Source organism: Pseudomonas sp. B34(2017) (genome assembly GCF_002112915.1).
GTDB lineage: Bacteria > Pseudomonadota > Gammaproteobacteria > Pseudomonadales > Pseudomonadaceae > Aquipseudomonas > Aquipseudomonas pharyngis.
Window position 1 is genome coordinate 386,151 of record NZ_NEJA01000004.1, and the last position, 17,289, is coordinate 403,439.

Consider the following 17,289-nt stretch of genomic DNA (forward strand, 5'->3'; position numbering starts at 1 on the left):
GACATGCCTGCTATCCCTCTCGAACATGGTCTGGCAGTTGCCGGCATCCTGTTCTGCCTTGGTCTGGTCGGCCTGATGGTCCGCCGCAACATTTTGTTCGTGTTGATGAGTCTGGAAGTGATGATGAACGCCTCTGCACTGGCTTTCATCGTTGCGGGCGCCCGCTGGGCGCAACCGGATGGACAGATCATGTTCATCCTGGTGATCAGCCTTGCAGCCGCCGAAGCCAGTATTGGCCTGGCGATCCTGCTGCAACTGTATCGCCGCTTCCACACGCTCGATATCGACGCTGCCAGTGAGATGCGCGGATGAACCTACTCTTTCTGACTTTCGTATTCCCTCTGATCGGGTTCCTGTTGCTGTCGTTCTCCCGCGGCCGCTTCTCGGAAAACCTGTCGGCGCTGATCGGTGTCGGCTCCATCGGCCTGTCTGCCATCGTCGCGGCCTACGTGATCTGGCAATTCAACGTCGCGCCACCGGAAGGTGGCGTCTACACCCAGGTGCTGTGGCGCTGGATGTCGGTGGAAGGTTTCCAGCCTGACTTCGCGCTGTACCTGGATGGTCTGTCCGTGACCATGCTCGGTGTGGTCGTCGGTGTCGGCTTCCTGATCCACCTGTTTGCATCGTGGTACATGCGTGGCGAAGACGGTTACTCGCGCTTCTTCTCGTACACCAACCTGTTTATCGCCAGCATGCTGTTCCTGATCCTGGGCGATAACCTGCTGTTCATCTACTTCGGTTGGGAAGGCGTGGGCCTGTGCTCGTACCTGTTGATCGGTTTCTACTACAGCAATCGCAACAACGGTAACGCCGCACTCAAAGCCTTCATCGTCACCCGTATCGGCGACGTGTTCATGGCGATCGGCCTGTTCATCCTGTTCCAGCAACTGGGCACGCTGAACGTCCAGGAGTTGCTGGTGAAGGCGCCTGAGCACTTCAAGGTCGGCGATTTCTGGATCGTGCTGGCAACCCTGATGCTGCTGGGTGGTGCGGTCGGTAAATCGGCGCAACTGCCGCTGCAAACCTGGCTGGCGGACGCGATGGCCGGTCCTACCCCGGTTTCGGCACTGATCCACGCCGCAACCATGGTGACTGCCGGTGTCTACCTGATCGCCCGTACCCACGGTCTGTTCGCCCTGGCGCCGGACATTCTGCACCTGGTCGGCATCGTCGGTGGCGTGACCCTGGTACTGGCCGGTTTCGCCGCACTGGTGCAAACCGACATCAAACGTATCCTCGCCTATTCGACCATGAGCCAGATCGGCTACATGTTCCTGGCGCTGGGCGTGGGTGCCTGGGAAGGCGCGATCTTCCACCTGATGACCCACGCCTTCTTCAAGGCCCTGCTGTTCCTTGCCTCCGGTGCGGTGATCGTTGCCTGCCACCACGAGCAGAACATCTTCAAGATGGGCGGCCTGTGGAAGAAACTGCCGCTGGCCTACGCCAGCTTCATCGTCGGTGGTGCCGCCCTGGCCGCCCTGCCGCTGGTGACCGCCGGTTTCTACTCCAAGGACGAAATCCTCTGGGAAGCGTTCGCCAGCGGCAACCACGGTCTGCTTTACGCAGGTCTGGTCGGCGCATTCATGACGTCGCTGTACACCTTCCGCCTGATCTTCATCGCGTTCCACGGTGAAGCCAAGACCGAAGCCCACGCCGGTCACGGCATCGCTCACTGGCTGCCGCTGTCGGTGCTGATCGTGCTGTCGACCTTCGTCGGCGCCATGATCGTTCCACCGCTGCACGGCGTACTGCCAGAGAGCGTTGGCCATGCCGGTGGCGAAGCCAAGCACAGTCTGGAAATCGCCTCGGGCGCCATCGCCCTGGCCGGTATCCTGCTGGCGGCCCTGCTGTTCCTCGGCAAGCGTCGCTTCGTGACCGCAATCGCCAACAGCGGCATCGGCCGTCTCCTTTCGGCCTGGTGGTTCGCTGCCTGGGGCTTCGACTGGATCTACGACAAACTGTTCGTCAAGCCGTACCTTGCGATCAGCCATGTACTGCGCAAAGACCCGCTCGACCAGACCATCGGTCTGATCCCGCGCATGGCCAAGGGTGGTCACACTGCCCTGAGCCGTACTGAAACCGGTCAACTGCGTTGGTACGCCGCCTCGATGGCTGCTGGTGCCGTGTTGGTCATCGGCGCTGTCGTGCTGGTAGCGGTCTGATATGAACCTTGCGAATTTGCGAAAGGAAACGAGCCCGTCATGATTCTGCCTTGGCTAATCCTGATCCCCTTCATCGGCGGCCTGCTGTGCTGGCTGGGTGAGCGCTTCGGCGCCACCCTCCCCCGCTGGATTGCGCTGTTGACCATGACCCTGGAACTCGCCCTCGGCCTCTGGCTGTGGGCCCACGGTGACTATTCATTTGCACCGGCGCCTGGCGCCGATCCGACCTGGACGCTTGAGTTCAAGCACGTCTGGATCCAGCGCTTCGGCATCAACGTGCACCTGGCCCTCGACGGCCTGTCGCTGCTGATGATCCTGCTGACCGGTCTGCTGGGTATCCTGTCGGTACTCTGCTCGTGGAAAGAGATTCAACGTCACGTTGGCTTCTTCCACCTGAACCTGATGTGGATTCTGGGCGGCGTTGTCGGCGTGTTCCTCGCCCTCGACCTGTTCATGTTCTTCTTCTTCTGGGAAATGATGCTGGTGCCGATGTACTTCCTCATCGCGCTCTGGGGTCACAGTTCTTCGGACGGCAAGAAAACCCGGATCTACGCCGCGACCAAGTTCTTCATCTTCACTCAGGCTTCCGGCCTGATCATGCTGGTGGCGATCCTCGGTCTGGTCCTGGTCAACTACAACAGCACCGGCGTGATCACCTTCAACTACGCCGATCTGTTGAAGACCAAGATGTCGATGACCACCGAGTACATTCTGATGCTCGGCTTCTTCATCGCCTTCGCGGTCAAGCTGCCAGTGGTTCCGTTCCACTCCTGGCTGCCTGACGCTCACGCCCAGGCGCCGACTGCAGGTTCCGTCGACCTCGCCGGTATCTTGCTGAAAACCGCGGCCTACGGTCTGCTGCGTTTCGCCCTGCCGCTGTTCCCGAACGCCTCGGCCGAATTCGCGCCGATCGCCATGACCCTCGGTCTGATCGGGATCTTCTACGGTGCGTTCCTCGCTTTCGCGCAAACCGACATCAAGCGTCTGATCGCCTTCTCGTCCGTTTCCCACATGGGCTTCGTACTGATCGGCATCTACTCCGGCAGCCAACTGGCGCTGCAAGGTGCCGTGATCCAGATGCTGGCCCACGGTCTGTCGGCCGCGGCACTGTTTATCCTGAGCGGTCAGTTGTACGAGCGTCTGCACACGCGTGACATGCGTGAGATGGGCGGTCTGTGGTCGCGTATCGCTTACCTGCCGGCGATCAGCCTGTTCTTCGCAGCCGCCTCTCTGGGTCTGCCGGGCACCGGTAACTTCGTCGGCGAGTTCCTGATCCTGATCGGTACGTTCGCCAGTGCGCCATGGATCACCGCGATTGCCACTTCCGGTCTGGTGTTCGGTTCGGTCTACTCGCTGATCATGATCCACCGCGCTTACTTCGGTCCGTCGAAATCGGATTCGATCCTGCACGGCATGGACGGTCGCGAACTGATCATGGTGCTGGGCCTTGCGGTACTGCTGATTTACCTCGGCGTCTACCCGCAACCGTTCCTCGACACTTCCGCCGCCACGATGCATGGCGTGCAGCAGTGGCTCGGCACCGCCTTCACTCAACTCGCTTCGGCCCGGTAAGAGCGCTATGGAATTCACGATTCAACACTTTATTGCGCTTGCGCCACTGTTGATCACCAGCCTCACCATTATCGTGGTGATGCTGGCAATCGCCTGGCGCCGCAACCACTCGCAGACCTTCCTGATTTCGGTGGCAGGTCTGAACCTGGCCTTGCTGTCGATCCTGCCGGCCCTGAAAGTCGCGCCTCTGGCCGTGACTCCATTGCTGCAGATCGACACCTTTGCCTGCCTGTACATGGCGCTGATCCTGGTCGCCACCCTCGCTTGCGTCACCCTCGCCCACGCCTACCTCGGCGATGGCGGTTCGGGTTACCCGGGCAACCGTGAAGAACTGTACCTGCTGATCCTGATGGCCGCCGCCGGTGGCCTGGTTCTGGTCAGCGCGCAGCACCTGGCCGGCCTGTTCATCGGTCTGGAACTGCTGTCGGTGCCGGTCTACGGTCTGGTGGCCTACGCCTTCTTCAACAAGCGTTCGCTGGAAGCCGGCATCAAGTACATGGTGCTGTCGGCCGCCGGTTCCGCGTTCCTGCTGTTCGGTATGGCGCTGCTGTACGCCGACTCGGGTTCGCTGAGCTTCGTCGGTATCGGTCAGGCCCTGGCCGCGACCGGCCTGCCAAGCTCGCTGGCGCAACTGGGCCTGGGCATGATGCTGATCGGTCTGGCGTTCAAGCTGTCGCTGGTACCGTTCCACTTGTGGACGCCGGACGTGTACGAAGGTGCTCCGGCACCGGTGGCCGCGTTCCTCGCCACCGCTTCGAAAGTAGCTGTGTTCGCGGTCATGGTTCGTCTGTTCCAGATCTCCCCTGCTGCAAGCAGTGGCGTTCTGAGTAACGTGCTGACCATCATCGCCATCGCTTCGATCCTGTTCGGTAACCTGCTGGCCCTGACCCAGAGCAACCTCAAGCGTCTGCTCGGTTACTCCTCCATCGCGCACTTCGGCTACCTGCTGATCGCACTGGTGGCGAGCAAGGGTCTGGCGGTGGAAGCCATCGGCGTGTACCTGGTCACCTACGTGATCACCAGCCTCGGCGCCTTCGGCGTGATCACCCTGATGTCCTCGCCGTACAACGGCCGTGACGCAGACGCGCTGTACGAATACCGCGGCCTGTTCTGGCGCCGTCCGTACCTGACCGCCGTACTGACCGTGATGATGCTGTCCCTGGCCGGTATCCCGCTGACCGCTGGCTTCATCGGCAAGTTCTACATCATCGCTACCGGTGTCGAGTCGCACCAATGGTGGCTGGTAGGTTCCTTGGTACTGGGCAGCGCCATCGGCGTGTTCTACTACCTGCGCGTGATGGTCACCCTGTACCTGATCGAACCGAACCTGCGCCGCCACGACGCCCAACTGCACTGGGAACAGAAAGCAGGCGGCGTGATGCTGCTGGCGATCGCTGTGGTTGCGTTCTTCCTCGGCGTCTACCCACAACCGCTGCTGACCCTGGTTCAGCAATCGGGCCTGGCGGGCTGATCGCTCAGCGATAGTTGGCTAGAAACAGAAACGGCACCTTCGGGTGCCGTTTTTGCGTCTAGACCGTCTTGAGTTTTTTCACCATTGGCACGCAAGCCAGTTGCAGACCTGAAGGCGATTGGTAGATCGCACTCCCCTCCCCGACGTAACCGCAACGCCGATAAAAATCAGCGGCATTCAACGTCGCATCCAGACAAACCTCTGCCAGTCCCAGATCCTGTGCCAGCGCTTCCAGAAAGTGCAGCACACGCTTACCCAGACCGCGCTGCATGAAATCCGGATGGATGAAGATTGCGCCGATTTCGCGGTGCTCCAGATCGAGCATGCCGGTTGCCACGGGCTCACCCTCAACGCAACCCAGATAGAAATGCTTTTGCATGAGCGTGTCATAACCGTCTGCCGCCGAGCCCTTTGTCCAGTCGAGCATTTGCTGCTCGCTGTAGGCACCGATGCATTGATGCCGGATCGCCTGTCGCCGAATCTCGAACGCTATCCCGGCATCGTCCGGTTCGGCTCTTTTCATTTCGAACATATCTCTCTCCTTGAGCCATGTGCGGACGGGCAATGAAAAAGCCCCGTCCATTTCTGGCGGGGCTTTGGGTAACACGTCATTGACCAGACATGCATGACCTTATGGCCCGCCGGAAGCGGTCATAGAGGAGCACATCATGGTCATTCGATGTTGGGCATTCATGGCTGGATAGTGCTGCGGATTGTTCGGTCACGTCAATTGCGAAGCTTCTTCTCTTCTTTATCGAAAGCTCTCGCCAGCATATCCGTTTCGTCCTACAGCCAGCCCAGGGGCAATACCACTATGTTGTTTGCCTGCTCAAGAGCTCAATCGAGACGAGGACGAACAATGAAACGCGAAATTTTTTCGGAACTGATGGATGGCCTCAGAGACTTGGCAGCCGCACGCGAAGGCAAAATCACTCTGAAAACCCACACGCTGAATTTGCCAAAGCGAATACCGATCACCAGTGGGGAAATAGAAATCTGCCCCAAGCTGAATAGTCGAACACCAACCAAATCCACCTAACGAAATTGTAATTCCCCAATCATCTCCGCGTTATCTGCAGCCTGCAACGATGACACCCGGCGACCATGCCGGCGGGCCCCTTGTCCGTCGAACAATAAAACCCACGCCGAAGCTCGTTCCCGTTCTGCCGAACCCAAGGAGTGATTGATGGTTAACAACACAAAAATGTCGATGGCCGCTCTGGCAGTGGTTGTCGGCGCCGGGCCGTCCACGGTGTTTGCAGAAGAAAAACCCGAAGGGTTTATCGAAGGCAGCAGCCTGACGGTGCTCAACCGTAACCTTTACTTCAACCGTGACCACCGCAACGGCCAGTCCAGTCCCACGGGCAATGGTTATTCCGAAGCCTGGGCCCACGGCATCATCGGCAAGTTCGAATCCGGTTTCACCCAGGGCACCGTCGGGGTCGGGGTGGATGCGTTTGCGATGATCGGCCTGAAGCTCGACACCGGCGACGGCCGTAACGGTGGCCGCAGTTCGTTCGATGTATTGCCGGTCAACAGCGACGGTGAAGCGCGGGACGAATACAGCAAGGTCGGTGGCGCCGCCAAAGTGCGGGCTTTCGATACGGTGGTGAAAGTCGGTGATGTGTTCCCGGCCAACCCGGTGGTCGCGGCGGGCGATTCGCGATTGCTGCCGGAAAGTTTTCGCGGCGTGACGGCGATCAACACCAGCATCGAAGGTCTGTCGATCCAGGGCGGCCGGCTGCATGCGATGAGCCAACCGGTGTCCAGCGACCTGCGCGAAAACTTCGCGACCTTCTATGCCGGCCCGGTCAATTCGCCGTGGATTGCTTACGGCGGCGGCGATTACGCGCTGAACAAAAACCTGAGTTTCAGCCTGTACTCCAGCCGCCTCAAAGATGCCTGGAACCAGTACTACACCGGCACCGCCTGGACGTATCCACTGTCGGATGACCTGTCGCTGTTCGGCGGCCTGAATTACTACAAGGCTGTCGACGAGGGCAAACAATTGCTCGGCGAGTTCGACAACAACATCTGGAGCGGCCGCGTCGGCGTGAAACTCGGCGCCCACTCCGTCGCCATTTCCCACCAGCGCAACAACGGCAATGACGACTTCGATTACCTGCGTCAGTCCGACTCGATCCTCCTCGACAACTCGATCCAGTACAGCGACTTCAACTCACCGAAAGAGCGTTCCTGGATGGTGCGCTACGACCTCGACATGACTACTTACGGCGTACCGGGCCTGTCGTTCATGACCCGTTATGCACGCGGCACCGACGCCGATTACTCCAACGCCAACGCCGTGTACATGCGCCGCGATGCCGAGGGCAATCCGCTGACTGACCAGAAGCGCTGGGAGCGTGACATCGAAGTCAAATACGTGGTGCAGAGCGGTTCGATGAAAGACCTGTCGCTGCGTCTGCGCCAGGCCACGACCCGCGCCACCGCATTCGAGTCAGACCTGGATGAAGTGCGGGTGATCGTCGAATACCCGCTGGCGATTCTCTGAGTTTCACGAGCAATGCCCATTCACCTTTAGAAGCTCCTTGCTCCTTTGGTAAGAGGTGAATCTTTGGCGTCCTTCGGGGCGCCTTTTTTGCGCCCGAAAAAAAGCCCGACTCACTGCACATGAACCGGGCGTTTCAGCAGGGATTAGCGTCAGCCACCCTGCTGACGACAATTGCCCATCACGTTGTAAGTGACCGTATTGAGCTGCCCCTTGGAGTCCTCGTAAGTCATCGCAGCCGGCACGACCGCGCATTCATTTTTCGGCCGGACAACGCTCACCACCTTCTTCACATCCAGCTTCATTCCGTACCCGTATTCCTTGACCACCGGCGCCGCTTTGCCCTGACTGGCCGCGTACTGCTCCATGGCTTTGGTGTTGGCACTGAGCGCCCGGTCGAACGTTCTGTCGCCACCGCCTTCGGCCAACACATTCAAGGACATCGCCATGACAGCGGTGAACGCCAACAGCTTTAGAGTTTTCATATTCGTTTCCTTCAAAACACGACTCATAAAAAAGCCCACCATCGATGCGCGATGACGGGCTCATTCACTGGCAGCACGCTTACAGGTCTTGGGTCTTGTCGTCCTTCTTGTCGTTCACAACGAACGGATCACGGGCCTTTTCCTTCGCAGCAAACACCTCCATCGAGCGGTCATTGGCGGCCATCATTCGGTCGAAAGTGCGGTCGCCGCCACCTTCGGCCAACACCAGGGAAGACATCATCAGAGCCACGGCAAACGCGCCAATCTGTGCAAGTTTCATCGTTCATTCCTCATTCAAGTCACTGACGGGATCAAGGTAACAATCCGAACCTTTCGTGACGGTGGCGCCGAAATTACATATCCGTTATGTAGAAAGGCCCGCAATGGCGGGCCTGTTGTTGAGGGAAAAATTGACTAGGCCGCCGTAGGCGCTTCCTCATCCCGACGATGCGCCAGCTGATACAACGCCGGCAGGATCAGCAGCGTGAGAATGGTCGAGGACAGAATTCCACCAATCACCACCGTTGCCAGCGGTCGCTGCACCTCGGCCCCGGTGCCGGTCGCCAGGGCCATCGGAATGAAGCCCAGGGACGCCACCAGCGCCGTCATCAACACCGGGCGCAATCGCGTCAGCGCACCTTCGTGAATCGCTTCGGACAGCGAGCGCCCTTCCTCCCGCAAGTTGCGGATAAACGCGATCATCACCAGCCCGTTGAGCACCGCCACGCCGGACAGCGCGATAAACCCGACACCCGCCGAGATCGACAGCGGAATATCCCGCAGCCACAACGCCATGACCCCGCCGGTCAGCGCAAACGGAATCCCGGTGAACACCAGCAAGCCGTCCTTGAGGTTGTTGAACATCATGAACAGCAACCCGAACACCAGCAGCAACGCCACCGGCACCACGATCTGCAAGCGCTTGGCCGCCGATTGCAGTTGCTCGAACTGCCCGCCCCAGGTGGTCCAGTAACCTGCCGGCACCTGCACGTCGCGCTCGATCGCATCGCCCGCCTCGGCGACAAAAGAACCGATGTCGCGCCCACGCACGTTGGCGCTGACGATCACCAGGCGCTTGCCGTTCTCGCGGCTGACCTGATTCGGCCCCAGCACCAGATCGAGGCTGGCAACGTCCTTCAGCGCAATGAAGCCAATCTGACTGGAAGCATCACCACCCGCCGCCGGCACCGGAATCAGCAGTGCCGACAACCCGTCGATGTCCTTGCGCATGGCGTCGGACAAGCGCACCACCATGTCGAATCGACGGTCCCCCTCATACAGAGTGCCGGCCTTCTGCCCACCGACGGCCACCGCAATGGTGTCCTGCACATCGCCGACGTTGAGCCCGTAACGCGCGGCCTTGTCGCGGTCGATATTGATGGTCAGCACCGGCAGACCGCTGGTTTGCTCGACCTTGACCTCGGACGCGCCGTTGACCTTCTGCATCGCGACGGCAATCTTCGCCGCCGTGGCGTTGAGCACGTCCATGTCATCACCGAACACCTTGACCGCCACGTCGCTGCGCACGCCGGAGATCAGCTCGTTGAAGCGCAACTGGATCGGCTGCGACAGTTCATAGTTACTGCCCGGCAGCGTTGCCGCGGCTTGTTGCAGCTCGGCCATCAGGGTTTCGCGGGACTTGCCCGGCTCCGGCCATTGCTCTTTGGGCTTGAGCATTACGTAGCTGTCGGAGATGTTCGGCGGCATCGGGTCAGAGGCGATTTCCGCAGTACCGGTACGGGCGAACACGCGTTCAACCTCGGGCACTTTGGCCAGGATCAACGTTTCCAGCCGCTGCTGCATGTCCACCGATTGCGTCAGGCTGGTGCCCGGCACGCGCAACGCCTGCAAGGCAAAATCGCCCTCGCTGAGACTCGGCACAAACTCGCTGCCCATGCGGCTGGTGACCACGCCACTGAGCACAATCACAGCCAACGCCGCGCCGACCGCCATCGTCCGATGGGACATGACCCAGTTCAGCGTCGGCGCATAAACGCGACGCGCGCCGCGCATCACCACGCCCTCCTCTTCCTTGACCTTGCCGGTCACGAACAGCGCAATCGCCGCCGGCACAAAAGTCACGGACAACAGCATGGCGCCAAGCAACGCGATGACTACGGTAAACGCCATCGGGTGGAACATTTTCCCCTCGACGCCGCTCAGGGCGAAGATCGGCAGGTACACCACCATGATGATCAACTGGCCGAAAATCAGCGGTCGCCGCGCCTCTTTCGCTGCTGCAAACACTTCATGGAAACGTTCGGATCGCGTCAGCAGACGCCCGTGATGCTGCTGCGCATGGGCCAGTCGTCGCAGCGTATTTTCGACGATCACCACCGCACCATCGACGATGATGCCGAAGTCCAGCGCGCCGAGGCTCATCAGGTTGGCGCTGACCTTGTTGCTGAACATGCCGGTGAAGGTGAACAACATCGACAGCGGAATCACCATCGCCGTGATCAGCGCAGCGCGGATATTGCCGAGGAACAGAAACAGGATTGCGATCACCAGAATCGCGCCTTCGACGAGGTTCTTCTTCACCGTGGCGATGGCCTTGTCGACCAGATGCGTGCGGTCGTACACCGGCACCGCGATCACGCCGGCGGGCAACGACTTGTTGATCTGTTCGAGCTTCGCGGCGACGGCCTGGGAGACCGTGCGGCTGTTTTCACCGATCAACATGAACACCGTGCCAAGCACCACTTCCAGGCCATTTTCCGTGGCGGCGCCGCTGCGCAGTTCGCGGCCGATGTCCACGGTGGCGACGTTCTTGATCCGGATCGGCGTGCCGTCGACGTTGGCCATGACGATGTTGGCGATGTCCTCGGTGCTCGCTACCTGGCCCGGCGCGCGAATCAGCAATTGCTCGCCGCTGCGCTCGATGTACCCGGCGCCGACGTTGGCGTTGTTGCGCTCCAGCGCCGTCACCAGATCGGTGAGGGTCAGTTTGTAGGCCGCGAGTTTTTTCGGATCGGGCGCGATCTGATATTCCTTGGCAAAACCGCCGATGGTGTTGATCTCCGCCACGCCGGGGACGTTGCGCAGTTGCGGCTTGATGATCCAGTCCTGAATCACCCGCAAGTCGGTCGGCGTGTAGGGCGTACCGTCGTCCTTCAGTGCGCCTTCCTTGGTCTCGACCGTCCACAAAAAGATCTCGCCGAGCCCGGTGGAGATCGGCCCCATCACCGCTTCCACGCCCTCGGGCAACTGCTCCTTGGCGGACTGCAATCGTTCGTTGACCAATTGCCGGGCAAAGAACAGATCGGTGCCTTCCTTGAAGATCACCGTGACCTGCGACAACCCCGAACGCGACAGCGAGCGGGTCTGCTCCAGCGCTGGCAAACCGGCCATCGCGGTTTCAATCGGGAACGTAATGCGCTGCTCGGTTTCCAGTGGCGAGAATCCCGCTGCACCGGTGTTGATCTGCACCTGGACGTTGGTGATGTCGGGCACGGCGTCGATCGGCAGTTTCTGATAACTGGCGATGCCGAGGCCGGCCATGAGCAGAACGGCGAGCAGCACGATGATGCGCTGCTCGATGGCAAACTGGATCAGGCGTTCGAACATGGGAGTCTTCCGCGATTAATGACTGTGCTCGGCCGAGGCTTTGCCCAGCTCCGATTTGAGGACGAAGCTGCCGGTACTGGCGACTTGCACGCCCGGTTCCAGTCCGGCGATGACTTCCGCCTGGCCTGCCGCGCGACTGCCCAGCTCCACTGCTTGCGCCTTGAAGCCGTTGTCGGTGCGCACAAACACCGTGGGCTTGTCCTCGACGGTCTGGATTGCGGTTTCCGGTACGGCGACTTTGGCCTGGCGGCTGTCGGTGGCGACCAGCGCGGTGACAAACAGGCCCGGGCGCCAGGAGCCTTGCGGGTTTTCCAGGGTGACGCGCACGGTCGCGGTGCGGGTCTGTTCGCCGAGCAGGCTGCCGACGTAGGTCACGGTGCCGCTGACTTCGGCGTTCAATTCCGCCGCACTGACGGTGACGGGTTTGCCCACTTGCACCTTGTTCAAGTCTTTCGGTGACACGCCGAACGTGACCCACACCCGCGACAAATCCGAGAGCGTGAACGCCGCCGTGGTTTCATCGACCACCTCGCCCGGCGTCAGGTGCTTTTCCACTACCACACCTTCGAACGGCGCCCGCAGCTCATAGCGATTGCCACCGGTGGCGACCACGCTGCCACTGAGCACGCTGATCTTTTGCCGGGCATTGCTCACGGCAATTTCGGCTTCCTCCAGGGCCTGACGTGCCTGGAGGAAATCCTGTTCGGCGGAGATCCTGTCCTGCCACAGTTTCTTCTCGCGCTCGAACGTCGTGCGGGCCAGGGCCAGACGGCGTTGCGCGGCTGCCTGCTCGCTGCGCTGATCGGAGATCTGCTGACTGGCGATCACGGCCAGCAACTGGCCTTTCTTCACCGACTGTCCGAGGTTGACCGACACTGACTCGACCACGCCCGGCACACGCGGCACCACATGCGCGGTGCGGTCTTCGTCGAAGCGCACTTCGCCGGGGAACGACAGACCGAGGCTGAAGTTCTGCGCCCGGGCGGCGGCCAGTTGAATCCCCGCCGCCGCGATCTGCTCGGCCGTCAGTTCGATGTGCCCTTCTTCGTCGTGCCCGCCGTCAGCGGCGGCGCCTTCTTCGGCATGGTCGGCGTGCTCCGCCGCTTCATCGGCATGCGCATCGACAGACGCATTGCCGCTCCACATCGAGCCGATGCCAATGCCCAGCGCCAAGGTCGCCGCAGCAACCACGATCAGTTTTTTATCCATGGAAACTCCTCTGCGCCAAACCATCGCGCAGTAATCAGAACGTTGAAATTCAAGGGTTGGCGCTGAGGTCGCCGAAGATGCGTTCGATGCGGACCCGGGCGTCGGTCGCCTCGCTCACCGCCTGGATGTATTGGCTGCGAGCGGCGATCAATGTGCGCTGGGCATCGAGCACGTCGAGGAAGCCGAACTTGCCCATTTCGAAACCGCGAGTGGCGTTGTCGACCGCACTTTGCGCGGCGGGCAGGATGGTGCGGTCGAATGCCTGGATTTCGCCGTTGGCGGTCTGCCATTGCGCCAGCGTGGTCTGGATTTCCGTGCGCAAGCGCAGTTCGGTGGCGTTGCGCAGGTCCCGCGCCTGATCGGTACGCCGCGCCGCCGCCAGCACGTTGCCCTGATTGCGGTTGAAAAGCGGAATCGGCATCGACAGCCCGACCACGTTGACCCGCTCGCGCTCGGTTTCGCTGTACTGGCTGCCGATGCTGACGGTGAGATCGGGAATCCGCTGGGACTTTTCCAGCCCCAGCGACGCTTCGCGCTGGTCGATCTGCAACCTGGCCAGCCGCAGCTCCGCGGTCTCGTTCAGACGCTCAAGCAAACGGGTGGGCGGCGGTACGCTGGGCAGACTTTGAGTTGCGGTCTGCACCGTGGTCGACGTCGGCAACGGTGCGCCCATGACCTGCGCCAGCTGCTGGTACGCATTGGCCTGATCACGCTCGGCGCGGCTCAATTCCAGGCGCACTTCCGAAAGCTGCACTTGCGCCCGCGTGCCTTCCACCGGCGACGACTTGCCCGCCTCGATCCGCCCCTGAGCCACACGCAAACCGTGCTCGGCGAGTTGCAGCGACTGCCGGGCCAGTTGCAAACGTTGCTGCGCGGTCTGCGCGCCGTTGAACGCTTGAAGCACGTCGGCGCGCAGGACGTTGCGCTTGCGCTCCAGCTCGATGCCGGCGGCATCCTGGGCACGACTCGCCACATCAATCCGCGCGCCGCGCTTGCCGCCCAGCTCGATCGGCTGGCTGAGCATCACCGTGGTGGTGCGTGATTCACGCCGGGTGTCTTCGGCCTCCCACGACACCTCGGGGTTGGGGATCAGCCCGGCCTGCTTGCGGTCACCTTCGGCAATGCCGATTTCCCACTGCGCGGCGGCCAGCTCCGGGTTGCTGGCGAAGGCGGTTTGCAACGCCTGATCCAGCGTCAAAGTCGACGCACTGGCAAGGCTGGTACAAGCCAGCAACAACAGGCCGCTGGCGGTTTTTTTCAGGCGTGAGCGCGCCGTCAGTTCAATTAAACCGGGCAATGGAAGACTTCCTTCAATCAAGAATCGTTGATGGCGCCACGGTAGGGTTTTGAACTTATCGACAAGGTGACGTGAACATTACAAATCCGTTATCCACGGTTAATCGAAGTTGTTTTGCTCTAGGATTCGAAGTTCGAATGGCTTTGCTGCAACACACCGAAACAAATGCATGTTAGTTATCAGCCGAACAGCACTTGCCGAAAAGGAAGTCATGAAAAATTGACCACTTCGCTGCGACAGGCTGTCGCGGATGGCCGATTTAAAGGGCTCAGGCGTTGACTCTGTAGCCACTACAGCCTTTACGGTACACGCCACTCAGCTCCAAAGTCCGTCAGGAAGTCCCTGCAAAAACTGCAACTTCCAGACTCACTTACTTAAATACCCATTCATTAAAAGTGGTGAAACATCATGCGAATCCTTGTCGTCGAGGACGAGCTTAAAGCTGCCGAATACTTGCATCAGGGCCTGACCGAAAGTGGTTATATCGTTGATCACGCGGTCAATGGCGCGGATGGTTTGCACCTGGCGCAACAACAGGTTTATGACCTGATCATCCTCGATGTGAACCTGCCGGAACTCGACGGCTGGAGCGTGCTGGAACAACTGCGTCGCACCCACTCCACCCGGGTGATGATGCTCACCGCACGCGGGCGGCTGGCGGACAAGATCCGGGGTCTGGACCTGGGCGCCGACGATTATCTGGTCAAGCCGTTCGAGTTTCCGGAACTGCTGGCCCGGGTACGCACGTTGATGCGGCGCAGTGAAAATATTCCGGTGCCGCAGGTGCTCAAGGTCGCCGATCTGGAACTCGATCCGGGCCGTCACCGGGCCTTTCGCGGCACCCAGCGCATCGACCTGACCACCAAGGAGTTCGCCCTGCTGCACCTGCTGATGCGCCAGTCCGGCGAAGTGCTGACCCGCACCCAGATCATCTCGCTGGTGTGGGACATGAATTTCGACTGCGACACCAACGTGGTCGAAGTTTCGATCCGTCGCTTGCGGGCGAAGATCGACGACCCGTTCGACAGCAAACTGATCCACACCCTGCGCGGTGTCGGCTATGTGCTGGAGGCGCGGGAATGAAGCCTGCGAGCCTGTCGCTGCGGCTGGGTCTGACGGTCAGCATTCTCGGCGCGCTGCTGGTGGTGTTCCTGGCGATCCTCGCGTATTTCGCCCTGACCCACGAGCTGAACGCGCTATCGCGCGACAGCCTGGAAAAGAAGCTGGAACAGGTCGAGCACAGCCTGACGCTGTACTTCGACACCGGCGAGATCAGCGCCAAGCCGCACATTCTGCTCGATCAGGTCATGGGGCACGACAACCTGACCCTGACTATTTATGACCTGAACAACCTGCGCACCCCGCTGCTCAAGTCCGGTTCGGGTCTGACCGATCCGCGCGTTGAACTGAAGGCGGTACGGGCGACAACCGATCAGTTGACCCACACCGACAGCGCCGATGCCGAAGGTGCGAAGTTTCTCACCGTCTCCAAGCTGATTCGCCTCAAGGACGGCAGCAGCGTACCGGTCCTGCTGTCGATGGATAACGCCCACGATCAGGCCTTGCTCAGTGCTTATTTGCGCTCGACATTGATGGCTTTGCCGTTGCTGCTGGTATTCATCGGCCTGACCGCATGGGGTGCCGTGCAGCGAGGGCTGGCACCGTTGCGCGAGTTTCGCAAAGTGGCGGCGCGAGTGACGACGCAGGATCTCGACCATCGCCTGTCGGTGCTGAACATGCCCCAGGAACTCAGCGAACTGGCGCAGGGCATCAACGTCATGCTCGATCGACTGGACAGCGGCGTGCAGCAGTTGTCGCAGTTCTCCGATGACCTGGCCCACGAGCTGCGCACGCCGATCAACAACCTGATGGGCAAGGCCCAGGTGACGCTGTCGCGGGAGCGCTCGGTCGAGGAATACACCAACGTTCTGGTGTCCTGCACCGAAGAGCTGGAGCGGGTCGCGCGGATTGTCTCGGACATGCTGTTCCTGGCCCAGGCCAGCCAGCCTGCGGCGCACGCCTCGTTCGAACCGATTGCGCTGGAGGAAGAGGCGTCCAGGGTGGTGGATCTGTTTTCCCTGACGGCACAGGACAAACAGATCGATCTGAAGATCATCGGCAGCGCTCAGGTGTCGGGCGACCGGCTGATGATTCAGCGAGCGATTTCCAATCTGCTGTCCAATGCCCTGCGCCACTGCCCGTCCGGCAAGACCGTTTCGCTGTTCATCGAACAGGCGTCGAACGAGGTGTCATTGCGGGTGAGCAATCCCGGTGCGGGCATCGAAGCGCAGCACCTGCCGTATCTGTTCGACCGTTTTTACCGGGTCGACAGCAGCCGCACCCGGTCACAGGGCAGTACCGGTCTGGGACTGGCCATCGTGCACTCGATCATGACCTTGCATCAAGGCTCTGCGCAGGTTCAAAGCCGACCGGGAGCGATGACGATATTCAGTCTGGTGTTTCCCGTGACGCACCCGGAACGGCACTGAACCTTCAAGCCGATTTGTGCGGTGTTTTCTCAAATCTCATGGGAAAAATCGCCGCACAAGTGCTGCATCCATCCCCGTAAATCCTTCAGCACGAATTTGCGTCGTCCCCGCGCTGAAATGTCTGACAGCGGCAAAAGACAGAACGCCTCAAACCGCTGATTCCTTTCGCGTGGCTCGCCCGTTGCAACGCAGTGCGGCCCCTCAGAAACACGTCCTCGCAGCGTCAATTCACGCTTTATCAGTACGTATTTCGACACCGCTGAAACCCGCGGCTGGAAACGTCCGGACATTTTTGACCCCGCCCTCACCGCCCTTTTAGATTCGGCTCGTGCTTGCAACAGCACTCCCAAACAACAACCAAGGAGCAACATCATGGGCTACATGGGCAGCTGGAACGCAAACCCTATCGATGAACTGGAAGAGCAGGAAGCACCCTCGCCAGAGCAGATCGAAGCGCTGCAACTGACCGAGGAAGAACAGGCGGAACTCAACGCCGAGTGACAGAACCCGCGGGGGCCTTGCGCCCTC

15 protein-coding genes are annotated in these 17,289 nt (G+C 60.6%); 9 read left to right on the forward strand and 6 right to left on the reverse strand.

Annotated elements, in window-relative coordinates; translation table 11 throughout:
* The first annotated feature begins 3 nt into the window (after positions 1-3).
* From nuoK to nuoN, 4 genes are read left to right on the forward strand one after another with little or no spacing between them, the layout of a single operon-like run.
* The gene (gene nuoK, locus CAF80_RS15220; RefSeq protein ID WP_003180046.1) at positions 4-312 is read left to right on the forward strand and encodes an NADH-quinone oxidoreductase subunit NuoK; all 309 of its coding nucleotides are present in this window, start codon (positions 4-6) and stop codon (positions 310-312) included.
* On the forward strand, positions 309-2,162 hold the full coding sequence (gene nuoL / locus CAF80_RS15225; RefSeq protein WP_074688953.1) for an NADH-quinone oxidoreductase subunit L: 1,854 nt from the start codon (positions 309-311) through the stop codon (positions 2,160-2,162). Before nuoK ends, nuoL begins: the two co-directional genes overlap by 4 nt.
* 39 nt (positions 2,163-2,201) lie before the next feature.
* On the forward strand, positions 2,202-3,734 hold the full coding sequence (nuoM, locus tag CAF80_RS15230) for an NADH-quinone oxidoreductase subunit M (protein WP_039767431.1): 1,533 nt from the start codon (positions 2,202-2,204) through the stop codon (positions 3,732-3,734).
* A gap of 7 nt (positions 3,735-3,741) precedes the next feature.
* Positions 3,742-5,205: an NADH-quinone oxidoreductase subunit NuoN gene (gene nuoN, locus CAF80_RS15235; RefSeq protein WP_011334964.1), complete on the forward strand. Its 1,464-nt coding sequence runs from the start codon at positions 3,742-3,744 to the stop codon at positions 5,203-5,205.
* Between the two features lie 58 nt (positions 5,206-5,263).
* On the opposite strand, the gene CAF80_RS15240 is transcribed toward nuoN, so the two are convergent.
* Positions 5,264-5,737 (reverse strand): GNAT family N-acetyltransferase, encoded by a 474-nt coding sequence (locus CAF80_RS15240; protein WP_074688955.1) that lies wholly within the window; start codon positions 5,735-5,737, stop codon positions 5,264-5,266.
* Between the two features lie 327 nt (positions 5,738-6,064).
* Here CAF80_RS15240 and CAF80_RS28635 point away from each other — a divergent pair, with 327 nt between their 5' ends.
* Together CAF80_RS28635 and CAF80_RS15245 are read left to right on the forward strand one after the other, a co-directional pair.
* On the forward strand, positions 6,065-6,244 hold the full coding sequence (locus tag CAF80_RS28635; protein WP_134333884.1) for a hypothetical protein: 180 nt from the start codon (positions 6,065-6,067) through the stop codon (positions 6,242-6,244).
* A gap of 147 nt (positions 6,245-6,391) precedes the next feature.
* Positions 6,392-7,717: an OprD family porin gene (locus CAF80_RS15245; RefSeq protein WP_074688957.1), complete on the forward strand. Its 1,326-nt coding sequence runs from the start codon at positions 6,392-6,394 to the stop codon at positions 7,715-7,717.
* A 149-nt stretch (positions 7,718-7,866) separates the two neighbouring features.
* Here CAF80_RS15245 and CAF80_RS15250 read toward each other — a convergent pair whose 3' ends face one another.
* The 5 genes from CAF80_RS15250 to CAF80_RS15270 form a co-directional block, all read right to left on the reverse strand.
* Entirely contained in the window at positions 7,867-8,199 is a 333-nt protein-coding gene (locus CAF80_RS15250; RefSeq protein WP_039767437.1) for a DUF2790 domain-containing protein, read from the reverse strand.
* A 79-nt stretch (positions 8,200-8,278) separates the two neighbouring features.
* The gene (locus CAF80_RS15255) at positions 8,279-8,479 is read right to left on the reverse strand and encodes a co-regulatory protein PtrA N-terminal domain-containing protein (RefSeq protein WP_039767439.1); all 201 of its coding nucleotides are present in this window, start codon (positions 8,477-8,479) and stop codon (positions 8,279-8,281) included.
* Between the two features lie 134 nt (positions 8,480-8,613).
* Complete coding sequence (locus CAF80_RS15260) at positions 8,614-11,766, reverse strand: efflux RND transporter permease subunit (RefSeq protein WP_074688959.1); 3,153 nt, start codon at positions 11,764-11,766, stop codon at positions 8,614-8,616.
* Positions 11,767-11,781: 15 nt separating this feature from the next.
* Entirely contained in the window at positions 11,782-12,975 is a 1,194-nt protein-coding gene (locus CAF80_RS15265) for an efflux RND transporter periplasmic adaptor subunit (protein ID WP_085667533.1), read from the reverse strand.
* Between the two features lie 49 nt (positions 12,976-13,024).
* Positions 13,025-14,272, reverse strand: coding sequence for a TolC family protein (locus CAF80_RS15270; protein WP_085667532.1), 1,248 nt, complete (start codon positions 14,270-14,272; stop codon positions 13,025-13,027).
* A gap of 408 nt (positions 14,273-14,680) precedes the next feature.
* Between CAF80_RS15270 and CAF80_RS15275 the strand changes: the two genes are divergently transcribed.
* The 3 genes from CAF80_RS15275 (at position 14,681) to CAF80_RS29085 (ending at position 17,262) form a co-directional block, all read left to right on the forward strand.
* Positions 14,681-15,355, forward strand: coding sequence for a heavy metal response regulator transcription factor (locus CAF80_RS15275; RefSeq protein WP_007951475.1), 675 nt, complete (start codon positions 14,681-14,683; stop codon positions 15,353-15,355).
* A complete protein-coding gene (locus tag CAF80_RS15280) occupies positions 15,352-16,761 on the forward strand; it encodes a heavy metal sensor histidine kinase (protein WP_085667531.1) in 1,410 nt (469 codons plus the stop codon). The genes CAF80_RS15275 and CAF80_RS15280 overlap by 4 nt, the downstream gene beginning before the upstream one ends.
* 372 nt (positions 16,762-17,133) lie before the next feature.
* Positions 17,134-17,262, forward strand: coding sequence for a hypothetical protein (locus tag CAF80_RS29085; RefSeq protein WP_256574470.1), 129 nt, complete (start codon positions 17,134-17,136; stop codon positions 17,260-17,262).
* Positions 17,263-17,289 lie beyond the last annotated feature (27 nt).

Excerpts from the sequence above, each read along its gene's own strand:
- CAF80_RS15250 (WP_039767437.1), bottom strand. The coding sequence starts at position 8,199 with ATGAAAACTCTAAAGCTGTTGGCGTTCACCGCTGTCATGGCGATGTCC.
- nuoM (WP_039767431.1), top strand. The coding sequence starts at position 2,202 with ATGATTCTGCCTTGGCTAATCCTGATCCCCTTCATCGGCGGCCTGCTG.
- CAF80_RS15280 (WP_085667531.1), top strand. The coding sequence starts at position 15,352 with ATGAAGCCTGCGAGCCTGTCGCTGCGGCTGGGTCTGACGGTCAGCATT.
- CAF80_RS28635 (WP_134333884.1), top strand. The coding sequence starts at position 6,065 with ATGAAACGCGAAATTTTTTCGGAACTGATGGATGGCCTCAGAGACTTG.
- CAF80_RS15265 (WP_085667533.1), bottom strand. The coding sequence starts at position 12,975 with ATGGATAAAAAACTGATCGTGGTTGCTGCGGCGACCTTGGCGCTGGGC.
- CAF80_RS15255 (WP_039767439.1), bottom strand. The coding sequence starts at position 8,479 with ATGAAACTTGCACAGATTGGCGCGTTTGCCGTGGCTCTGATGATGTCT.
- nuoN (WP_011334964.1), top strand. The coding sequence starts at position 3,742 with ATGGAATTCACGATTCAACACTTTATTGCGCTTGCGCCACTGTTGATC.
- CAF80_RS15260 (WP_074688959.1), bottom strand. The coding sequence starts at position 11,766 with ATGTTCGAACGCCTGATCCAGTTTGCCATCGAGCAGCGCATCATCGTG.
- CAF80_RS15245 (WP_074688957.1), top strand. The coding sequence starts at position 6,392 with ATGGTTAACAACACAAAAATGTCGATGGCCGCTCTGGCAGTGGTTGTC.
- CAF80_RS15240 (WP_074688955.1), bottom strand. The coding sequence starts at position 5,737 with ATGTTCGAAATGAAAAGAGCCGAACCGGACGATGCCGGGATAGCGTTC.
- nuoK (WP_003180046.1), top strand. The coding sequence starts at position 4 with ATGCCTGCTATCCCTCTCGAACATGGTCTGGCAGTTGCCGGCATCCTG.
- CAF80_RS29085 (WP_256574470.1), top strand. The coding sequence starts at position 17,134 with ATGGGCTACATGGGCAGCTGGAACGCAAACCCTATCGATGAACTGGAA.
- nuoL (WP_074688953.1), top strand. The coding sequence starts at position 309 with ATGAACCTACTCTTTCTGACTTTCGTATTCCCTCTGATCGGGTTCCTG.
- CAF80_RS15275 (WP_007951475.1), top strand. The coding sequence starts at position 14,681 with ATGCGAATCCTTGTCGTCGAGGACGAGCTTAAAGCTGCCGAATACTTG.